This is a genomic window from Streptomyces sp. NPDC001770 (genome assembly GCF_053596135.1).
Genome location: NZ_JBSFFN010000004.1, coordinates 114,149 through 131,477 on the forward strand (window position 1 = coordinate 114,149; position 17,329 = coordinate 131,477).

General features: G+C 72.0%; 19 protein-coding genes. 6 read left to right on the forward strand and 13 right to left on the reverse strand.

Annotated features, from left to right (window positions below; translation table 11 throughout):
• Nucleotides 1-88: 88 nt before the first annotated feature.
• The 4 genes from coaD to ACWCSV_RS05645 all read right to left on the reverse strand — a co-directional run bounded on the left by coaD (nt 89) and on the right by ACWCSV_RS05645 (nt 5,441).
• Nucleotides 89-568 (reverse strand): pantetheine-phosphate adenylyltransferase, encoded by a 480-nt coding sequence (gene coaD, locus ACWCSV_RS05630; RefSeq protein ID WP_451139100.1) that lies wholly within the window; start codon nt 566-568, stop codon nt 89-91.
• Between the two features lie 26 nt (nt 569-594).
• A complete protein-coding gene (rsmD, locus tag ACWCSV_RS05635; RefSeq protein WP_451138807.1) occupies nt 595-1,179 on the reverse strand; it encodes a 16S rRNA (guanine(966)-N(2))-methyltransferase RsmD in 585 nt (194 codons plus the stop codon).
• Nucleotides 1,180-1,332: 153 nt separating this feature from the next.
• Nucleotides 1,333-3,627 (reverse strand): ATP-dependent DNA helicase RecG, encoded by a 2,295-nt coding sequence (recG, locus tag ACWCSV_RS05640; protein WP_451138809.1) that lies wholly within the window; start codon nt 3,625-3,627, stop codon nt 1,333-1,335.
• An 83-nt stretch (nt 3,628-3,710) separates the two neighbouring features.
• Nucleotides 3,711-5,441: a DAK2 domain-containing protein gene (locus tag ACWCSV_RS05645; RefSeq protein ID WP_451138811.1), complete on the reverse strand. Its 1,731-nt coding sequence runs from the start codon at nt 5,439-5,441 to the stop codon at nt 3,711-3,713.
• A 259-nt stretch (nt 5,442-5,700) separates the two neighbouring features.
• Here ACWCSV_RS05645 and rpmB point away from each other — a divergent pair, with 259 nt between their 5' ends.
• Complete coding sequence (rpmB, locus tag ACWCSV_RS05650) at nt 5,701-5,886, forward strand: 50S ribosomal protein L28 (RefSeq protein ID WP_030928661.1); 186 nt, start codon at nt 5,701-5,703, stop codon at nt 5,884-5,886.
• Between the two features lie 125 nt (nt 5,887-6,011).
• Here rpmB and thiD read toward each other — a convergent pair whose 3' ends face one another.
• Complete coding sequence (gene thiD, locus ACWCSV_RS05655; protein ID WP_451138812.1) at nt 6,012-6,818, reverse strand: bifunctional hydroxymethylpyrimidine kinase/phosphomethylpyrimidine kinase; 807 nt, start codon at nt 6,816-6,818, stop codon at nt 6,012-6,014.
• 108 nt (nt 6,819-6,926) lie between these two features.
• On the reverse strand, nt 6,927-7,898 hold the full coding sequence (locus ACWCSV_RS05660; RefSeq protein ID WP_451138814.1) for a thiamine-phosphate kinase: 972 nt from the start codon (nt 7,896-7,898) through the stop codon (nt 6,927-6,929).
• 272 nt (nt 7,899-8,170) lie between these two features.
• Here ACWCSV_RS05660 and ACWCSV_RS05665 point away from each other — a divergent pair, with 272 nt between their 5' ends.
• Nucleotides 8,171-8,404: an Lrp/AsnC ligand binding domain-containing protein gene (locus ACWCSV_RS05665; RefSeq protein WP_327178207.1), complete on the forward strand. Its 234-nt coding sequence runs from the start codon at nt 8,171-8,173 to the stop codon at nt 8,402-8,404.
• A 20-nt stretch (nt 8,405-8,424) separates the two neighbouring features.
• A complete protein-coding gene (locus tag ACWCSV_RS05670; RefSeq protein ID WP_451138816.1) occupies nt 8,425-8,907 on the forward strand; it encodes a DUF3515 domain-containing protein in 483 nt (160 codons plus the stop codon).
• A 66-nt stretch (nt 8,908-8,973) separates the two neighbouring features.
• On the opposite strand, the gene ACWCSV_RS05675 is transcribed toward ACWCSV_RS05670, so the two are convergent.
• The 3 genes from ACWCSV_RS05675 to ACWCSV_RS05685 are packed head-to-tail and all read right to left on the reverse strand — an operon-like array spanning nt 8,974 to nt 11,944.
• Nucleotides 8,974-10,149 (reverse strand): D-alanine--D-alanine ligase family protein, encoded by a 1,176-nt coding sequence (locus tag ACWCSV_RS05675; RefSeq protein ID WP_451138818.1) that lies wholly within the window; start codon nt 10,147-10,149, stop codon nt 8,974-8,976.
• A gap of 35 nt (nt 10,150-10,184) precedes the next feature.
• The gene (locus ACWCSV_RS05680; protein WP_451138820.1) at nt 10,185-11,195 is read right to left on the reverse strand and encodes an NAD(P)H-dependent glycerol-3-phosphate dehydrogenase; all 1,011 of its coding nucleotides are present in this window, start codon (nt 11,193-11,195) and stop codon (nt 10,185-10,187) included.
• Nucleotides 11,192-11,944 (reverse strand): lysophospholipid acyltransferase family protein, encoded by a 753-nt coding sequence (locus ACWCSV_RS05685; RefSeq protein ID WP_451138822.1) that lies wholly within the window; start codon nt 11,942-11,944, stop codon nt 11,192-11,194. The genes ACWCSV_RS05680 and ACWCSV_RS05685 overlap by 4 nt, the downstream gene beginning before the upstream one ends.
• A gap of 178 nt (nt 11,945-12,122) precedes the next feature.
• On the opposite strand from ACWCSV_RS05685, the gene cofC reads away from it, so the two are divergent.
• Both cofC and ACWCSV_RS05695 read left to right on the forward strand, forming a co-directional pair.
• A complete protein-coding gene (gene cofC, locus ACWCSV_RS05690) occupies nt 12,123-12,830 on the forward strand; it encodes a 2-phospho-L-lactate guanylyltransferase (RefSeq protein ID WP_451139102.1) in 708 nt (235 codons plus the stop codon).
• A 10-nt stretch (nt 12,831-12,840) separates the two neighbouring features.
• Nucleotides 12,841-13,044 carry a hypothetical protein gene (locus ACWCSV_RS05695; protein ID WP_327178202.1) on the forward strand — a complete coding sequence of 68 codons (204 nt, stop codon included), beginning with the start codon at nt 12,841-12,843 and terminating at the stop codon, nt 13,042-13,044.
• A 130-nt stretch (nt 13,045-13,174) separates the two neighbouring features.
• Here ACWCSV_RS05695 and ACWCSV_RS05700 read toward each other — a convergent pair whose 3' ends face one another.
• The 4 genes from ACWCSV_RS05700 to leuC form a co-directional block, all read right to left on the reverse strand.
• Entirely contained in the window at nt 13,175-13,828 is a 654-nt protein-coding gene (locus ACWCSV_RS05700) for an HU family DNA-binding protein (protein WP_327178201.1), read from the reverse strand.
• 143 nt (nt 13,829-13,971) lie between these two features.
• On the reverse strand, nt 13,972-14,199 hold the full coding sequence (locus ACWCSV_RS05705) for an SCO5555 family protein (protein WP_327178200.1): 228 nt from the start codon (nt 14,197-14,199) through the stop codon (nt 13,972-13,974).
• 103 nt (nt 14,200-14,302) lie between these two features.
• On the reverse strand, nt 14,303-14,896 hold the full coding sequence (leuD, locus tag ACWCSV_RS05710) for a 3-isopropylmalate dehydratase small subunit (protein ID WP_451138825.1): 594 nt from the start codon (nt 14,894-14,896) through the stop codon (nt 14,303-14,305).
• A gap of 5 nt (nt 14,897-14,901) precedes the next feature.
• The gene (gene leuC, locus ACWCSV_RS05715) at nt 14,902-16,326 is read right to left on the reverse strand and encodes a 3-isopropylmalate dehydratase large subunit (RefSeq protein ID WP_451138827.1); all 1,425 of its coding nucleotides are present in this window, start codon (nt 16,324-16,326) and stop codon (nt 14,902-14,904) included.
• Nucleotides 16,327-16,517: 191 nt separating this feature from the next.
• Between leuC and ndgR the strand changes: the two genes are divergently transcribed.
• Nucleotides 16,518-17,231: an IclR family transcriptional regulator NdgR gene (ndgR, locus tag ACWCSV_RS05720; protein WP_275491887.1), complete on the forward strand. Its 714-nt coding sequence runs from the start codon at nt 16,518-16,520 to the stop codon at nt 17,229-17,231.
• The last annotated feature ends 98 nt before the right edge of the window (nt 17,232-17,329 follow it).

A 17,329-nucleotide genomic window follows, 5' to 3' on the forward strand; every position in this document is an offset into this window, starting at 1 on the left:
GCCACTCTCTGCCGCTGTTGGAGACGGACGGGACGACTGTAAGGCCAGTCGGCTCCCGTCCGACACCGGGTGACGGTCCCTCAGGCGGTCACTTCGCTCCCAGTCGCTCCTGGAGCGCCGCGTGGACGGTCTCGGGCAGCAGGTGGGAGACGTCTCCGCCCCAGGTCGCGACCTCCTTGACCAGGGAGGACGACAGGAAGCTGTAGGTGGGGTTGGTGGGGACGAAGAGCGTCTCGACACCGGAGAGGCCGTTGTTCATCTGGGCCATCTGCAGTTCGTAGTCGAAGTCGCTGACCGCCCGCAGGCCCTTCACGATGGCGGGGATCTCCCGCTGCCTGCAGAAGTCGACCAGCAGGCCGTGGAAGGACTCGACCTCGACGTTGCCGAAGCCGGAGGTGACCTCGCGGATCAGCTCGATCCGCTCGTCGACGGTGAACAGCCCTTTCTTGGACTGGTTGATCATCACCGCGACGTGTACGACGTCGTACAGCTTCGAGGCTCGGCCAATGATGTCGAGATGTCCGTTGGTGATGGGGTCGAACGACCCCGGACAGACGGCGCGGCGCAACGTGATTCCCTCGCTCCCGGGTCCGGTCATCGTGCGTCTTCGCACATGGAGGCGGCGCGACCGTACCAAAGGGTCGCTTCGCCGTAACGGCGGGACCTCAACGGCTCGAAACCCTCCGGCCAGCCGAATCCCCCGCCTCTGGTGGCTCGTTCCACGGTGACGAGTGCGCCCTCGGCAAGCCAGCCCCGCGAGCCGAGTGTGAGGAGGATCTCCCGAAGATCGTCGTCGGTGACGACGTAGGGCGGGTCCAGGAAGACCACGTCGTACGGGTCGGCGGGCGCCGGTCCGGCGACCGCCTGTTCGGCCTTGCCGGTACGGACCTCGGCGCCGGGCAGGCCCACGGCGCGGACGTTCTCGCGGACGGTACGGACGGCCTTCGGGTCGGCCTCCACGAGCAGCGCGTGGACCGCGCCCCGGGAGAGCGCTTCGAGACCGACCGCGCCGGAGCCCGCGTACAGGTCGGCGATCCGGACGCCCTCGAGCGTGCCGAGCAGCGCCTCCCAGGTCGAGAAGAGGCCCTCGCGCGCACGGTCGGAGGTGGGGCGGGTGCCGTTGCCGGGCGGTACGGCCAGGCGGCGTCCACCGGCCGAGCCGGCGATCACGCGGGTCATGGGAGTCGGTCCTCGGGTCGCGGGACGGCACGCGGGGGTCGCGCGCCTCTGGGGCTCTCGCGCGGACCGGCGGCCCGGTCCGCGCGAGAGGACCCTGGTTCCACGATATGGCGTGCGGACGGCACGGACCCGGGCACCTCCCCGGCCGTCGGGTCACCCCTTGTCGAGGAACTCCTCGCGGTCCTTGTCGAGCAGGGCGTCCAGGGCGGTCCGCAGCTCCGGGTGGCCGGTCAGCTCGGGGTCGGCGGCGACGATCCGGGTGGCCTCGGCGCGCGCGGCGGTGATGATCTCCTCGTCGTCGATGACGGTGAGCATCCGCAGCGAGGAGCGGACCCCGGACTGGGCCTGGCCGAGCACATCGCCCTCGCGGCGCTGTTCGAGGTCGATCCGGGAGAGCTCGAAGCCGTCCAGGGTGGCGGCGACCGCGCCGAGCCGGGCTCGGGCCGGGCTCGCCTCGTGGGCCTCGCTGACCAGCAGGCAGAGCCCGGCGGCGGAGCCGCGGCCGACCCGGCCGCGCAGCTGGTGGAGCTGGGAGACGCCGAACCGGTCCGCGTCCATGATCACCATCGCGGTGGCGTTGGGGACGTTCACCCCGACCTCGATCACGGTGGTGGCCACCAGTACGTCGACCTGGCCGGCGGCGAACCGGCGCATCACGTCGTCCTTGTCGTCCGGGTTCATCCGCCCGTGCAGCACCTCGGTCCGGAGCCCGGCGAGCGGTCCCGCGGACAGCCGGGCCGCGACGTCGAGCACGGCGAGCGGGGGCCGCTTGTCGCCGTCGGAGCCGCTCGGGGCGCCCTGCGCGTCCGGCGCGTCCGGTTCCTTCGCGGCGGTCCTCGCGGGGGCCTTCGCGCCCGTCTTCGTACCGGCCTTCGCGCCGCCCTTGGCTCCGGTCGCCTCCTCGGGGTCGTCACCGATGCGGGGGCAGACCACGTACGCCTGGTGGCCGCCCTCCACTTCCTCGCGGACCCGTTCCCAGGCCCGCGCGAGGAAGTGCGGTTTGTCGGCGGCGGGCACGACGTGGGTGGCGATCGGCGAGCGCCCGGCGGGGAGCTGGTCGAGGACGGACGTCTCCAGGTCACCGAAGACCGTCATCGCGACCGTGCGCGGGATGGGTGTGGCGGTCATCACCAGCAGGTGCGGCGGCTGCTTGCCCTTGGAGCGCAGGGCGTCGCGCTGCTCCACTCCGAAGCGGTGCTGCTCGTCGACGACGACGAGACCGAGGTCGTGGAAGGAGACCTTGTCCTCGATCAGCGCGTGGGTGCCGATGACGAGTCCGGCCTCGCCGGTGGCCAGGTCCAGCAGCGCCCGGCGGCGGGCCGCCGTCCCCATGGAACCGGTGAGCAGGACCACCTTCGTGCCGAGCGCGGAGCCGCCGAGCATCCCGCCCTCGGCGAGGTCGCCCATCATCTCGGTGATGGAGCGGTGGTGCTGCTGGGCGAGCACCTCGGTGGGGGCGAGCATCGCGGCCTGCCCGCCGCTGTCCACGACGGCGAGCATCGCGCGCAGGGCGACCATCGTCTTGCCGGAGCCGACCTCGCCCTGGAGCAGCCGGTGCATGGGGTGTTCGGTGGCGAGGTCGCCGAAGATCTCGCCGGACACCTTCCGCTGGCCCTCGGTGAGGGTGAACGGCAGCCGGGCGTCGAAGGCGTCGAGCAGCCCGTCGGGGGCCGGGCGGCGGGCGACGGCGGGGAGCTGGGTGTCGGCGTACCGGCGGCGGGCCAGCGCGACCTGGAGGACGAACGCCTCGTCCCACTTCAGCCGCTCCCTGGCGTCCTCGATGTCCGCCTTGGTCTGCGGCCGGTGCACCTTGACCAGGGCCTCGGGCAGGGAGACGAAGCCCCGTCCGTCCCGCAGCGCGGCGGGCAGCGGGTCGACGGCCTCCTGGGCGCTGGGCAGCACGGTGTCCACGGCCTTGGCGATGCGCCAGGAGTCGAGCTGCTTGCAGGCCGGATAGAGGGGCAGCAGGCGCCCCGCGAAGGCGTCCACGGCCTCGCGCACGCCGGCCTCGCCCTCGGGCGCTTCGGCGTCGAGCAGCTGGTACGTGGGGTGGGCGAGCTGCGTCTTGCGGTTGAAGACGCCGACCTTGCCCGCGAACATCGCCCGGCGGCCGGGCAGGAGTTCCTGGTGCGGCTTGTGCACCCCGTGGCCGAAGAAGACGAGCTGGAGCCGGCCGCTGCCGTCGGTGAGGGTGACCTCCAGGCGTTTGCCGCGTCCGTTGTTGAAGCCCAGCACCCGGGCGTCGGCGACCTGGGCGACCACGGTCACGTGTTCGTCCAGCGGGAGGTCGGAGAGCGGGGTGAGCCGGCCCCGCTCCTCGTACCGTCGCGGGTAGTGGTGCAGGAGGTCGCCGACGGTGTGCAGGCCGAGGTGTTCGGCCATCACCTTCGCGGTGGCTCCGCCGAGCAGCTTCTTGAGGGGTTCATCGAGCGCGGACACGGGTTCCATTGCACACCACGCCACCGACAGTCGTCCGGCGGGAGTGCCCGGGGCGTGTCCGGTGGCCGGGCCGGCGTGGGCGGGGAGTGCGGCTACTCGACGCCGATGAGCAGCGGGGTTCCCGGGTGCCCGCCCCGGTAGACCGTGGTGTCGACGGCCAGGTGCCCTTCGCGTACGTACGCCTCCAGCGCGTCGCCGAGGGTGTCCGGTACGTGTTCGCCGAGGACGAGGGTGACCAGTTCCCCGCCGGCGGCGAGCATGCGGTCGAGGACGGTGCGCGCGGTGCCGGGGAGGTCCGCGCCGATGACGGCCACGTCCCCGTCGATCAGGCCGAGGATGTCGCCGGCCTGGCAGATTCCGGCGGTGGTCCACGACTGCCTTTCGGCGACGGCGAGTTCGGCGTGGCGGGTGGCTCCGGCGGCGGCGGTCATGGCGACGACGTCCTCGTCGAAGCTGCGGCCGGGCTCGTGGACCGCGAGGGCGGCGATGCCCTGGACGACGGCGCGGGTCGGGATGACGGCGACCCGGATGCCGTCGGCCCTGACCTGCTCGGCGGCGACGGCCGCGACGTGGCGGAGGTTCGCGTCGTTGGGGAGCAGGACGACCTCGCGGGCGTGGGCGCGGCGGATGGCCTCGACGAGTTCGCCGCTGGCGGGCGGCTTGCCCGGGCGCGCGAGGACGGTGACGGCGTCGGCCTCCTCGCAGAGGCCGCGGAGTTCCTCGCCGGGCACGACCACGACCACGGAGCGCGGGGCGGGTTCGGCGTGCGGCTGGACCCGTGCGGCGCCGAAGTGGGTGATCCGGATGCGGTGCGGGCGTCCCGCCGCCACGCCCGCCTCCACGGCGGCCCCGGCGTCGTCGACGTGCACATGGACGTTCCACAGCCCGTCGCCGCCGACCACGACGAGGGAGTCGCCGAGGGTGTCCAGCCGGTCGCGGAGCCGGTCCACCGCCTCGTCCCCGGCCTCCAGCAGGTAGATGACCTCGAAGGCGGGCCCGTCGCCGGGCACCGCCCCGTCCCCGGTGCTCGCGGGGCCGGCGCACGCTCCGCCGTGCTCCCCCGCGGAGGAGGCGTGTTCCCCTGCGCGGGAGTCGCCACCCCCGGCCCGCGCGGGGAGCGCTCCGGGCGCCTGCCGGGGGACGTGTACGGGCGCCCGCCCGGTCACCGTCTCCAGCAGCGCTCCCAGGACGGTCACCAGGCCCTGGCCGCCGGCGTCCACGACTCCGGCGCGGCCGAGCACCGGCAGCCGCCCCGGGGTCTCCTCCAGTGCCTCGGCGGCGCCCGCGTGCGCCGCCCGGGCGACGGCCGCCAGACCGCTCCCGGCCGTGACCTCCCCGGCGGCCCGCGCGGCCGCTGCGGCGACGGTGAGGATGGTGCCCTCCACGGGGTGGGCGACGGCCCGGCGGGCGGCAGTGGCGGCGTGTGCCAGTGACCGTGCCAGGTGGTCCGCGTCCCCGCCGTCCGCGAGCACGGCCGCCATCCCGCGGAGCAGCTGGGCGAGGATGGTGCCGGAGTTGCCCCGCGCCCCGATGAGCGCCCCGTGCGCCATGGCGCGTACGGCCTCGGCGGCGGCCGGTCCGGTGGAGGGGGGCCCGGCGGAGTCCGGCCCCGAGTGGTCCGTGCCGTGGGCCGCGAAGACGGCCTCGACGGCGGCCCGCGCGGATTCCACGGTGAGGAAGAGGTTGGTGCCGGTGTCCCCGTCGGGGACCGGGTAGACGTTGATCGCGTCGATCGCGGCGCGCTCCCGGCCCAGCGCTTCGAGGGCCAGGGAGCACCAGGTGCGTACCGCGACGGCGTCGAAATCGTCGGGGAGTTGCGGCACCTGGGTCCTCCTTGAAGCGGCCGTGTACGGCGGGCTGCACCGCAGGTTAACCCCGGGCCGCCGGTGAGTGGACCGGGACAGGGGGGCGGGAGGGCGGCCTGCGGAACCGTGGTAGTTTCGTTGTACCGAGGCAGCCGTTGTATGGTGTTTCGGTTGCCCGATGAAAGTCGGGCCATTCCTCCGGTGCCGTCACTTCAGTTCGCTGATTCCGGCGCGCCGGAATTCACTGTAAGTGCACCTGAAGTCTTTGGAGTGACCCGTGGCTGCCAACTGCGACGTCTGCGGCAAGGGGCCGGGCTTCGGCAACAACATTTCGCACTCGCACCGCCGTACGTCTCGTCGCTGGAATCCCAACATCCAGCGCGTGCGTGCCGTGGTCGGTCGGACGCCGAAGCGGCTCAACGTCTGCACCTCGTGCATCAAGGCCGGCAAGGTCGCGCGCTGACGTTCCCGTCGTAGCGCAGCCTTCCGGTTGCCCAAAAAGCCGGTCCACCTCGGTGGACCGGCTTTTTGCTGTGCCCGGACGGGGGTTGCCCGCCGTCGGCCCGGGGGCCGACGGCGGCCAGGGCCTCAGCCGCGGCGGCTCCGCCAGCCGTGGTCGACCGGGCCGATCCCGGCGCCGAGCGGGAATCCGGCCTCGATCGCCCCGGTGACGTAGGTCTTCGCGTTCCGTACCGCCGTGGGCACGTTCTGGCCGCGGGCGAGGCCGCAGGCGATGGCCGAGGCGAGGGTGCAGCCCGTGCCGTGGGTGTGCCGGTTGTCGTGGCGCGGGGCACGCAGCCAGTGTTCCTTGTCGCCGTCGGTGAGCAGATCGACGGCCTCGCCGGACAGATGGCCGCCCTTGATCACCACCCAGCGCGGGCCGAAGGCGAGCACGGCGGCGGCGGCCCGCCGCATGTCCTGCTCCTCGGTGACCTCCACGCCCGTGAGCTGTGCCACTTCGTCCAGGTTCGGGGTGGCGACGGTGGCCAGCGGCAGCAGCTTCGCGCGTACGGATTCCAGGGCCTCGGCGGCGAGCAGCGCGTCGCCGTGCTTGGAGATGCCCACCGGGTCCACGACGACCGGGGCGGCGGTCTCCGCGAGGAGTCCGGCGACGGTCTCGACCAGGGCGGCGGACGCGAGCATGCCGGTCTTCACCGCCTGGACGCCGATGTCGTCGACGACGCTGCGGTACTGGGCGCGTACCGCTTCGGGCGGCAACTCCCAGGCGCCCTGCACGCCCAGGGAGTTCTGGGCGGTCACGGCGGTGAGCACACTCATCCCGTGCACGCCGAGGGCCAGCATCGTCTTGAGGTCGGCCTGGATGCCGGCACCGCCGCCGGAATCCGATCCGGCGACGGTGAGGACACGGGGCGGTACGGCGGCAGTTGTGGGCATGGACCGCAATCTACTTCGGGCCGCGAGCACCCGTGCGAGCGGTCCGACGGGCGGACGGGCAGGCGAGCGGACGGGCGGGCCGGCCGACGGTCCCGCCCGGACGTCCGCCTACGGGGCGTCCTCGACGTCGCCGAAGTGGTCCCAGCCTCCCCTGCTGGTCCAGGGTGCGCCGTCGACGGTGACCTGGGGCAGGGCGGACGGGTTGAGGACCTCGCCGATCACCTTCCAGCGGGCGGGGAGCTTCACGTCGGGCGGGAAGGTCGCCACGATCGCGTGGTCCTCTCCCCCGGTGAGCACCCACTGGAGCGGGTCGACGCCGACGGCCTGTCCGATGTCCGACATCTGGGACGGGATGTCGATGAGTCCGGAACGCAGGTCGATGCGGACCTTGCTGGCCTCGGCGATGTGTCCGAGGTCGGCGACGAGGCCGTCGCTGACGTCGGTCATCGCGGTCGCGCCGAGTCCGGCCGCCGCGGGGCCCGCGTGGTACGGCGGTTCGGGGCGCCGGTGGGCTTCGACGAAGGCGCGGGGCGAGCGGAATCCCCGGGAGAGTACGGCGAAACCGGCGGCGGACCAGCCGAGCCAGCCGGTGACGGCGACGACGTCCCCGGGCCGGGCGCCGCCCCGGGTGACCGGTTCGTGGTTGCGGAGGTCGCCGAGGGCGGTGATCGCGACGGTGATGAGGTCGCCGCCGACCACGTCGCCGCCGACGACGGCCGCCCCGGCGACCTGGCACTCGTCACGGAGCCCGTCCATGAGTTCGGTCGCCCAGGTCACCGGGAGGGTCGCCGGGACGACGAGGCCGAGGAGGAGCGCGGTGGGAACGGCGCCCATCGCCGCGATGTCCGCGAGGTTCTGCGCCGCCGCCTTGCGCCCGACGTCGTACGCCGTGGACCAGTCGCGGCGGAAGTGGCGTCCTTCGATCAGTACGTCGGTACTGGCCACGACCCTGCGGTCCGGAGCGGCCACGACCGCGGCGTCGTCGCCGGGCCCCAGCCGTACCGCCGGAGTGGTGGTGAGGCGGGCGGTGAGCTCTCTGATGAGCCCGAACTCCCCCAACTCACCCACGGTTCCCTTCACCGGGTGTCACCTCTCGTTCGTCGCACCGGGCGTCCGGTGCGGGCTGCTCCGACGTGTCCGCGCACCGGACGCGGCCCTCCCCCGGGCCGGGCCGGTCCGCGGTAGCGGGCGGTCACCGCTGTCTGTAGTGTCGGGAGACACGTCGTTCCGTGTCGCCCGTACGCCACGCTACGGACCTCTCCCGGTCCCCGGGTCTCCCCGCTCCCGTCGGTGACGCGATAACGTGGCGTTCCTCTCCCCCACATGATCCTCGTGGCCGCCCTGGAGGTTCCGTGGTACAGGCGTACATCCTTATTCAGACCGAGGTGGGCAAGGCGTCGATCGTCGCCGAGACCATCGCGAAACTTCCGGGAGTGATCCAGGCAGAGGACGTCACCGGCCCCTACGACGTGATCGTGCGCGCCCAGTCCGACACGGTGGACGAGCTCGGCCGCATGGTGGTCGCCCGGGTCCAGCAGGTGGAAGGCATCACGCGAACCCTGACCTGCCCCGTAGTCCACCTCTGACCCCCGTCTACGCTGGTCCGGTGACGTCTTCCCGCCGCCGGTCGCTCCGCCCGTCGTTCCTCGTGCCGTCCGCCGCCGCGCTCCTGCTGGCGGCGGGCTGCTCCGGCGGCTCGCAGCCGTCGGTCGCGGTGCCCACTCCGTCCAAGGACGCGGCCGCGTACTGTTCGGCGCTGCACAAGGCGCTGCCGAAGACCGTGGCCGGGCTGGAACGCAGTGATCCCGCACCGGAGTCGGAGCTGACCGCCGGCTGGGGGGACGGGGCGATCGTACTTCGCTGCGGTGTTCCCCGGCCCGCCGCCATGGCGGACGCGGCTTCCAAGGGGATCGACGCGGACGGCGTCAACTGGCTGCTGGAGCAACGCCCGGACGAGGGGCCCCGGTTCACGACGACGTACCGCAAGGCGTACGTCGAGGTCTCCATGGGGACGCGGTTCGCCCACGACGCCAGCCCGCTCGCCGAGTTCGCGAAGCCGGTCCGCGAGACGGTCCCGGACAGCCTCTGAACCGCTGCCGCCGTCGCTGCGGCCGTCCCGCCGGCAGGTCGTCACCGGCCGGCGGGAGGTACGCGGTCAGCGCAGGCCGGTGGACCGGGTCAGGGCCGCCTGAAGGAGCCGGTCGATCAGCTCCGGGTAGTCGACGCCGCTCTCCTGCCACATCCTCGGGAACATCGAGATGGGCGTGAACCCGGGCAGGGTGTTGATCTCGTTGATGACGAACTCGCCCTCGTCCGTGAGGAAGAAGTCGGCGCGCACCAGGCCCTCGCAGGAGACGGACTCGAAGGCGGCGACGGCGAGGCGCTGGACCTCGGCGGTCTGCTCCGGGGTGAGCGGGGCGGGCACGAGTCCAGCGGCCGCGTCGATGTACTTGGCCTCGAAGTCGTAGAAGTCGTGCGCGGTGACCGGCGGGATCTCGGCCGGCACGCTGGCACGCGGCCCGTCCTCGAACTCCAGCACCCCGCACTCGATCTCGCGACCGCTCAGCAGCGACTCGACGAGGAACTTCGGGTCGTGCCGGCGGGCCTCCTCGATCGCCGCGTCCAGGCCGCCGGGCCCGTCGACCTTGGTGATGCCCACCGACGAGCCGCCGCGCGCGGGCTTCACGAAGAGCGGCCAGCCGTGCTCGCCGGCGAAGTCGACGATCCGCTTCCGGGCGGCGGCGGGGTCGTTCCGCCACTCGCGGGGCCGCACCACCAGGTAGGGGCCGACGGAGAGGCCGAAGGAGATGAAGACCCGCTTCATGTACTCCTTGTCCTGGCCGACGGCGGAGGCGAGGACGCCCGCGCCGACGTAGGGGACGCCGGAGAGTTCCAGGAGGCCCTGGAGGGTGCCGTCCTCGCCGTACGGGCCGTGCAGCACGGGGAAGACGACGTCGACCTCGCCCAGCGCCCGGGGCACCGATCCGGGCTCGTTGAAGACGACTTCGCGGCTGCCCGGGTCCACGGAGAGAACCACGCCGCCCTTCTCCGACTCGGCGAGCGCGTCCACGTCGGGCACCTGCCGGTCGGTGATGGCCATGCGGGCCGGATCGTCGCCGGTGAGGGCCCAGCGGCCGTCCTTGGTGATGCCGATCGGCAGGACGTCGTAGACGGTCCGGTCGATGGCGTTCAGGACGGCGCCGGCCGTGACGACCGAGATGCCGTGTTCGGAGCTGCGTCCGCCGAACACGACAGCCACGCGCGGCTTGCGGCGCTGCTGCTCAGGGCTCTTCGGACGCTCAGGGCTCTGGGGGAGGTTCTCGCTGCTCATATCGCGATGAGCGTACCTGCTGGTACCGAAAGGAGTCAGCGCCGCTCGGGCTTGGCGCTCCGCGACATCAGCTCCTTGACCGCGACCGCGGGCGGCTTGCCCTCGTGGACGATCCCCACGACGGTCTCCGTGATGGGCATGTCGACTCCGTGCCGGCGGGCCAGATCGAGCACCGACTCGCAGGACTTGACGCCCTCCGCGGTCTGGCTGGTGGCGGCGATCGCCTCCTGGAGCGTCATGCCCCGGCCGAGGTTGGTGCCGAAGGTGTGGTTGCGCGAGAGCGGCGAGGAGCAGGTCGCCACCAGGTCGCCGAGGCCCGCGAGTCCGGAGAACGTCAGCGGGTCCGCGCCCATGGCGAGGCCCAGTCGGGTGGTCTCGGCGAGTCCGCGGGTGATGAGCGAACCCTTGGCGTTGTCGCCCAGCCCCATGCCGTCGGCGATGCCGACCGCGAGGCTGATGACGTTCTTGACGGCGCCGCCGAGTTCGCAGCCGACGACGTCGGTGTTGGTGTACGGGCGGAAGTACGGGGTGTGGCAGGCGGCCTGGAGCCGCTGGGCCACCGATTCGTCCTGGCAGGCCACGACGGCCGCCGCGGGGCGCCTTTCGGCGATCTCACCGGCGAGGTTGGGGCCGGTGACGACGGCGATGCGGTCGGCGGAGACCTTCGTCACGTCCGCGATCACCTCGCTCATCAGCTTGGCGGTACCGAGCTCGACGCCCTTCATCAGGGAGACGAGGACGGTGTCCGGTTCCAGGTGCGGGGCCCACTCCGCGAGGTTGGCGCGCAGCGTCTGGGAGGGCACCACCAGCACCGCGAACTCGGCGCCGCGCAGCGCCTCGGCGGGGTCGGTGGTGGCGCGGACGGACTTGGGGAGTTCGGCGCCGGGGAGGTAGCCGGGGTTGGTCCGGGTGGTGTTGATGGACTCGGCGACTTCGGCACGGCGGGCCCAGACGGTGACGTCGCAGCCGGCGTCACCCAGGATCACGGCGAAGGCGGTGCCCCAGGAACCCGCCCCGAAGACGGCCACTCTGCGCGGGTCGGTCACTGGGAGCCCTTCTCTTCGGCCTCGCGGCGCTTCTTCGCGCGGGCCTTGCGGTGGTCGTACGGCTCGGCGGGAGCCTTCTCGCCGCGCACGGTCTCCAGTTGCTCGGTGATCGCGGCCATGATGACCTCGGTGACCTCGCGCAGCACGTCGGGCGTCGGCTCGGAGCCGTAGAAGCGGCTGAGGTCGACGGGCGGCCCGGCCTGCACCCGGAGGGTCTTCCGGGGGAAGAACCGGTACTTGTTCTCCTTGGCGTACGGCGGCATCGCGAGGTTCGCGCCCCACTGGGCGACCGGGATGACGGGTGCGCGGGTCATCAGCGCGACGCGGGCGGCGCCGGTCTTGCCGTTCATCGGCCACATGCCGGGGTCGCGGGTCAGGGTGCCTTCGGGGTAAAAGGCGACGCACTCGCCGTCCTCGATCGCGGCCACGGCGGCGCGGAAGGCGTTCAGCGCGTCGGTGGTCTCGCGGTAGACGGGGATCTGGCCGGTGCCGCGCAGCATCATGCCGACGAACGGGGCCCGGAAGAGGGCGGCCTTCGCCAGGAACCTCGGCACCCGGCCGGTGTTGTACTGGAAGTGCCCGTACGAGAGCGGGTCCAGGTAGGAGTTGTGGTTGACGGCCGTGATGAATCCGCCGTCGGCCGGAATGTGTTCCATTCCCCGCCAGTCACGCTTGAAGAGAACCACCAGTGGCGGCTTGGCGATGACCGCCGCCAGGCGGTACCAGAAGCCGATTCTGCGGCGGGACACACGGACCCCTTTCACTCGGGTTTCTCATCGACCGGACCTGCTGCTCGGCCACGGACGGTCATGTCCCGCCCCAGGCCCCTGCTCTGTCGAGAACACCGTACGCCCCGCTTCCCGGGCCGTCCCGGCAGGCTGTCGCACCGGCAGGCGAGAATGGGGGCCGACGTTCACGGAGGGGGAGATCGCCACGAACACCGACCCGGCGGGCCGCTGGTCCCTGGTCGTCCCGCTGAAGCCCTTGGCGTACGCCAAGAGCAGGCTGCGGGATGCCCTGGGCGACGCTCTGCGGCCCCGACTCGCCCTGGCCTTCGCCGAGGACACGGTCGCGGCGGCTCTCTCCTGTACAGACGTGCGTGATGTGGTGGTCGTCACGGACGACACGGTGGCGGCGGACCGTCTGACGGCGCTGGGGGCCCGTGTCGCACCGGACTTCCCGGCCGCCGGTCTCAACGCGGCGCTCGCGTACGGAGCGGGGCTGGCCCGTGCCGCCAGGCCGTCGGCTCCGGTCGCCGCGCTCAACGCGGATCTCCCCGCACTGCGCCCCTCGGAATTGTCGCGGGTCCTCGAATTCTCTTCCGGATTTCCCCGGACATTCCTTTCGGACGCCGCGGGAATCGGGACGACATTTCTCTCGGCGGCCGCCGGAGTGGAATTGCGGCCCGCTTTCGGCGGCCCTTCGCGCGCCCGGCATCTCGCGTCGGGTGCGCGGGAGGTGCCGCCGGAGGGGCTGGATTCGGTCCGCCGGGACGTGGACACCGGGGACGATCTGCTGGTGGCGCTGGCCCTGGGCGTGGGACCGCGTACGGCGGAACTGCGGGGCGCGGTACGGCTGGGGGCCGTCCCCGGCCCGGCGGCCGGGCCCACGCGGTCCGCGCCCACCGGGCGATAGGCTGCGGCCCATGCAGGCGACCGCGTACACGTACGACCCCGAGACCCGCAGCGGCAGTGTGCTGCTCGACGACGGCACCCCGGTGGACTTCCCGGCGGCCGCGTTCGACGCGGGCGGCCTGCGGCTGCTCCGCCCCGGTCAGCGGGTGCGGATCGAGGGTTCGGGCGAGGGTGCCTCGCTCCGGATCGACCTGGTGACCCTGCAGACCTTCTGAGCGGGGCCCGTTCGGCCGAACGGGCGGGAACCCGCCGGGACTCCGACCGGCTCCCGGACAGCCCGCGGGCCGGGCTCCCCGAGGGGAACCCGGCCCGGCGCGTCGTGCGAGAGCGAGCGGGTGCCCGGTCTCACTTCTTGCGAGCGGTGGCCTTCTTGGCCGTGGTGGTGCGCGCCGTGGTCTTCTTGGCGGGCGCCTTCTTGGCGGTGGCCTTCTTGGCCGGGGCCGTCTTCTTCGCGACGGCGGCGGTCTTCTTCGCCGGCGTGGCCGCCTTCTTCGCGGCCGCCGTGGTCTTCTTCGCCGCTGCGGCGGTCGTCGCCTTCTTGGCGGGCGTGGCGGTGGTCTTCTTCGCCGTGGTCGCGGCGGCGGTGGTGGTCTTCTTCGCCGTCGCGGCCTTGCGGGCGGTGGCCTTCTTGGCCGCGGCCTTGGTGGTCGTACGGGTGGAAGCACCGCCCGAGAGGCTGCCCTTGGGGGCCTTCTTGACGGCCACGTCGTTCTTGGGGAGCTTCTTGGAGCCGCTCACCAGGTCCTTGAAGCCCTGCCCCGCGCGGAAGCGGGGCACCGAGGTCTTCTTGACCCGGACGCGCTCGCCGGTCTGCGGGTTGCGGGCGTACCGCGCCGGGCGGTCGACCTTCTCGAACGAGCCGAAACCGGTGACCGAGACACGGTCTCCGGCCACGACGGCGCGGACGATCGCGTCCAGTACCGCGTCCACCGCGTCCGCGGCCTGCTGGCGGCCGCCGACCTTCTCGGCAATCGCTTCTACGAGCTGTGCCTTGTTCACGTCTTCCCCTTCGGAGACATTGCCAGAACGAAAGTGTTCAAGCGTTTTCGCACGTTAGGCAGATATATACCGCAAATCAAACACGAAACGGGCTAATCACCCTAGTGCCGCAACGAAGTCGACTGATGCGGACTTCCGCGGAGTCAGTCACCTTCGGGGAATCGGCCCTCATCGAGGTCCTTCATCAACCGGTCCAGACGCCTTGCCGCGCCTGAGAGATCGTGCTTCGCCGTGGCCGTGACGGCCAACAGCTTCCGGGACAGCGCCATCCGTACGCCCTCCGGGACTTGCAGTGCGCGCACCCTTCCGTGCGCTTCCTTCAATTGGTCGGCGACTTGGCCATAGAGCTTGAGTTGGTTGTCGCCTTCCATGCACCGATTGTGCCATCTGAGGCGAGTTGTCGCCCGACAGGGTCTCAACAAGCGACTGCGCCCCCTACCCGAAGGCAGGGGGCGCAGTCTGGAAAAGCGCTGCTCAGACCTCAATTGTACGCGGCTTGAAGGTCGGCCTTGCCACCTCATATGCCGCGATGTCCGCTTCGTTCTGAAGGGTGAGGCTGATGTCGTCCAGCCCGTTCAGCAGACGCCAGCGGGCGTTCTCGTCGAGCTCGAACGCGGCCTCGATGCCCTCGGCCCGGACCTGGCGGGCCTCCAGGTCGACGGTGACCTCGGCGGTGGGGTCGGCCTCGGTCAGCTCCCACAGCGCGTCCACGACGGACTGCTCGAGAACGACGGTCAACAGGCCGTTCTTCAGCGAGTTGCCGCGGAAGATGTCCGCGAACCGGGCCGAGATCACGGTCTTGAAACCGTAGTTCTGGAGGGCCCAGACGGCGTGCTCGCGGGAGGAGCCGGTACCGAAGTCGGGGCCGGCCACCAGGACCGAGGCACCCTGCCGCTCGGGGCGGTTGAGGACGAAGTCCTCGTCCTTGCGCCAGGCTTCGAAGAGGCCGTCCTCGAACCCGTCGCGGGTGACCTTCTTCAGCCAGTGCGCGGGGATGATCTGGTCGGTGTCGACGTTGCTGCGGCGCAGCGGGACGGCCCGGCCGGTGTGCGTGGTGAAAGCTTCCATGGTTCTCAGACTCCGGCAGGCGTGCGGTCGTCGGACAGGTCGGCGGGCGAGGCCAGGTGGCCGAGCACCGCGGTGGCGGCGGCGACCTGCGGGGAGACCAGGTGCGTCCGGCCGCCCTTGCCCTGCCGGCCCTCGAAGTTGCGGTTCGAGGTGGAGGCGGAGCGCTCACCGGGCGCCAGCTGGTCCGGGTTCATGCCGAGGCACATCGAGCAGCCCGCGTGGCGCCATTCGGCGCCGGCCTCGGTGAAGACCTTGTCCAGGCCCTCGGAGACGGCCTGGAGGGCGACCCGGACCGAGCCGGGGACGACCAGCATCCGTACGCCGTCGGCGACTTTGCGGCCCTCGAGGACGGCTGCGGCGTTGCGCAGGTCCTCGATGCGGCCATTGGTGCAGGAACCGACGAAGACGGTGTCCACGCCGATCTCGCGGAGCGGCTGTCCAGCGGTCAACCCCATGTACTCCAGGGCCTTTTCGGCGGCGAACCGCTCCGATGCGTCCTCGTACGAAGCGGGGTCGGGGACGTTCGAGGAGAGCGGAGCGCCCTGGCCGGGGTTGGTGCCCCAGGTGACGAAGGGGGCGAGCCGGGTGGCGTCGATGACCACCTCGGCGTCGAAGACCGCGTCGTCGTCGCTGCGCAGGGTCTTCCAGTACGCGACGGCGGCGTCCCAGTCCTCGCCCTGGGGGGCGTGGGCACGCCCTCCGAGGTAGGCGAAGGTGGTCTCGTCCGGGGCGATCATGCCCGCGCGGGCGCCGGCCTCGATCGACATGTTGCAGATGGTCATCCGGGCTTCCATCGAGAGCTTCTCGATGGCGGAGCCGCGGTATTCGAGGATGTAGCCCTGGCCGCCGCCGGTGCCGATCCGGGCGATGATCGCCAGGATGAGGTCCTTGGCCGTGACGTCCTCGGGGAGTTCGCCGTCGATGGTGATGGCCATCGTCTTCGGGCGGGCCATCGGCAGCGTCTGGGTGGCCAGCACGTGCTCCACCTGGCTGGTGCCGATGCCGAACGCCAGGGCGCCGAAGGCTCCGTGGGTGGAGGTGTGCGAGTCGCCGCAGACGACGGTGGTGCCGGGCTGGGTCAGGCCCAGCTGGGGGCCGACCACGTGCACGACGCCCTGCTCGACGTCGCCGAGCGGGTGCAGACGGACGCCGAACTCCGCGCAGTTCTTGCGCAGGGTCTCCAGCTGGGCGCGCGAGACCGGGTCGGCGATCGGCTTGTCGATGTCGAGGGTCGGGGTGTTGTGATCCTCGGTGGCGATGGTGAGGTCGAGGCGCCGCACCGGGCGTCCGGCCTGCCGCAGCCCGTCGAAGGCCTGCGGGCTGGTCACCTCGTGCAGCAGGTGCAGATCGATGTAGAGGAGGTCGGGCTCGCCCTCTGCGCGCCGGACGACGTGGTCGTCCCAGACCTTCTCCGCGAGTGTCCTACCCATCGCTTTCCCTCCGACCGGCGTCTTCGCCGGCCCAACTAGAGATTCGGTGCGCCACCGTCCCGGTCCCGTACGGGACGCCTCCCCCGAACGGGGCGGCGGCTGCGGGCCGTCGTACGGCCGCTGGTACAGGTTCGCAACTTCTGGAGAAAATTGAACTTGCGTTTCACAGAGTGAGACGCGAATATCGTCGTATGGACAACTCTAGCGGCGTCGGCGTACTCGACAAGGCTGCACTCGTACTGAGCGCACTGGAGTCCGGTCCGGCCACCCTCGCCGGGCTGGTCGCGGCGACCGGTCTCGCGCGTCCCACGGCCCACCGACTGGCCGTGGCACTCGAACACCACCGCCTGGTGGCCCGGGACATGCAGGGCCGGTTCATCCTCGGCCCGCGGCTCGCCGAGCTCGCGGCGGCGGCCGGCGAGGACCGTCTCCTGGCGACGGCCGGACCCGTGCTCACCCACCTGCGCGACATCACCGGCGAGAGCGCCCAGCTCTACCGCCGCCAGGGCGACATGCGTATCTGTGTCGCCGCTGCCGAGCGGCTCTCCGGGCTCAGGGACACCGTGCCGGTCGGCTCCACGCTCACCATGAAGGCGGGATCCTCCGCGCAGATCCTGATGGCCTGGGAGGAGCCCGAGCGCCTCCACCGGGGCCTCCAGGGCGCCCGGTTCACGGCGACGGCCCTCTCCGGAGTGCGCCGCAGGGGGTGGGCCCAGTCGATCGGCGAGCGCGAGCCGGGCGTCGCCTCGGTCTCCGCACCGGTGCGCGGACCGTCGAACCGGGTGGTGGCCGCCGTCTCCATCTCCGGCCCGATCGAGCGGCTCACGCGGCACCCGGGGCGGATGCACGCGCAGGCGGTCATCGACTCGGCCGCCCGTCTCAGCGAGGCCCTGCGCCGCGGCTGACCAGTCCGCCGACCTTCCCCCGCCCGCCGTTACCGCGTCACCGCTCTTGCTTCCGCTTCCGCACCTGTTCGTACTGGCCGCCCCAGCGTCGTGGCGGC

Coding starts and splice junctions, on each gene's coding strand:
- rsmD (WP_451138807.1), bottom strand. CDS start 1,179: ATGACCCGCGTGATCGCCGGCTCGGCCGGTGGACGCCGCCTGGCCGTA.
- recG (WP_451138809.1), bottom strand. CDS start 3,627: ATGGAACCCGTGTCCGCGCTCGATGAACCCCTCAAGAAGCTGCTCGGC.
- thiD (WP_451138812.1), bottom strand. CDS start 6,818: ATGCCCACAACTGCCGCCGTACCGCCCCGTGTCCTCACCGTCGCCGGA.
- ACWCSV_RS05675 (WP_451138818.1), bottom strand. CDS start 10,149: ATGAGCAGCGAGAACCTCCCCCAGAGCCCTGAGCGTCCGAAGAGCCCT.
- ACWCSV_RS05695 (WP_327178202.1), top strand. CDS start 12,841: ATGCAGGCGACCGCGTACACGTACGACCCCGAGACCCGCAGCGGCAGT.
- ACWCSV_RS05705 (WP_327178200.1), bottom strand. CDS start 14,199: ATGGAAGGCGACAACCAACTCAAGCTCTATGGCCAAGTCGCCGACCAA.
- leuD (WP_451138825.1), bottom strand. CDS start 14,896: ATGGAAGCTTTCACCACGCACACCGGCCGGGCCGTCCCGCTGCGCCGC.
- leuC (WP_451138827.1), bottom strand. CDS start 16,326: ATGGGTAGGACACTCGCGGAGAAGGTCTGGGACGACCACGTCGTCCGG.
- ndgR (WP_275491887.1), top strand. CDS start 16,518: ATGGACAACTCTAGCGGCGTCGGCGTACTCGACAAGGCTGCACTCGTA.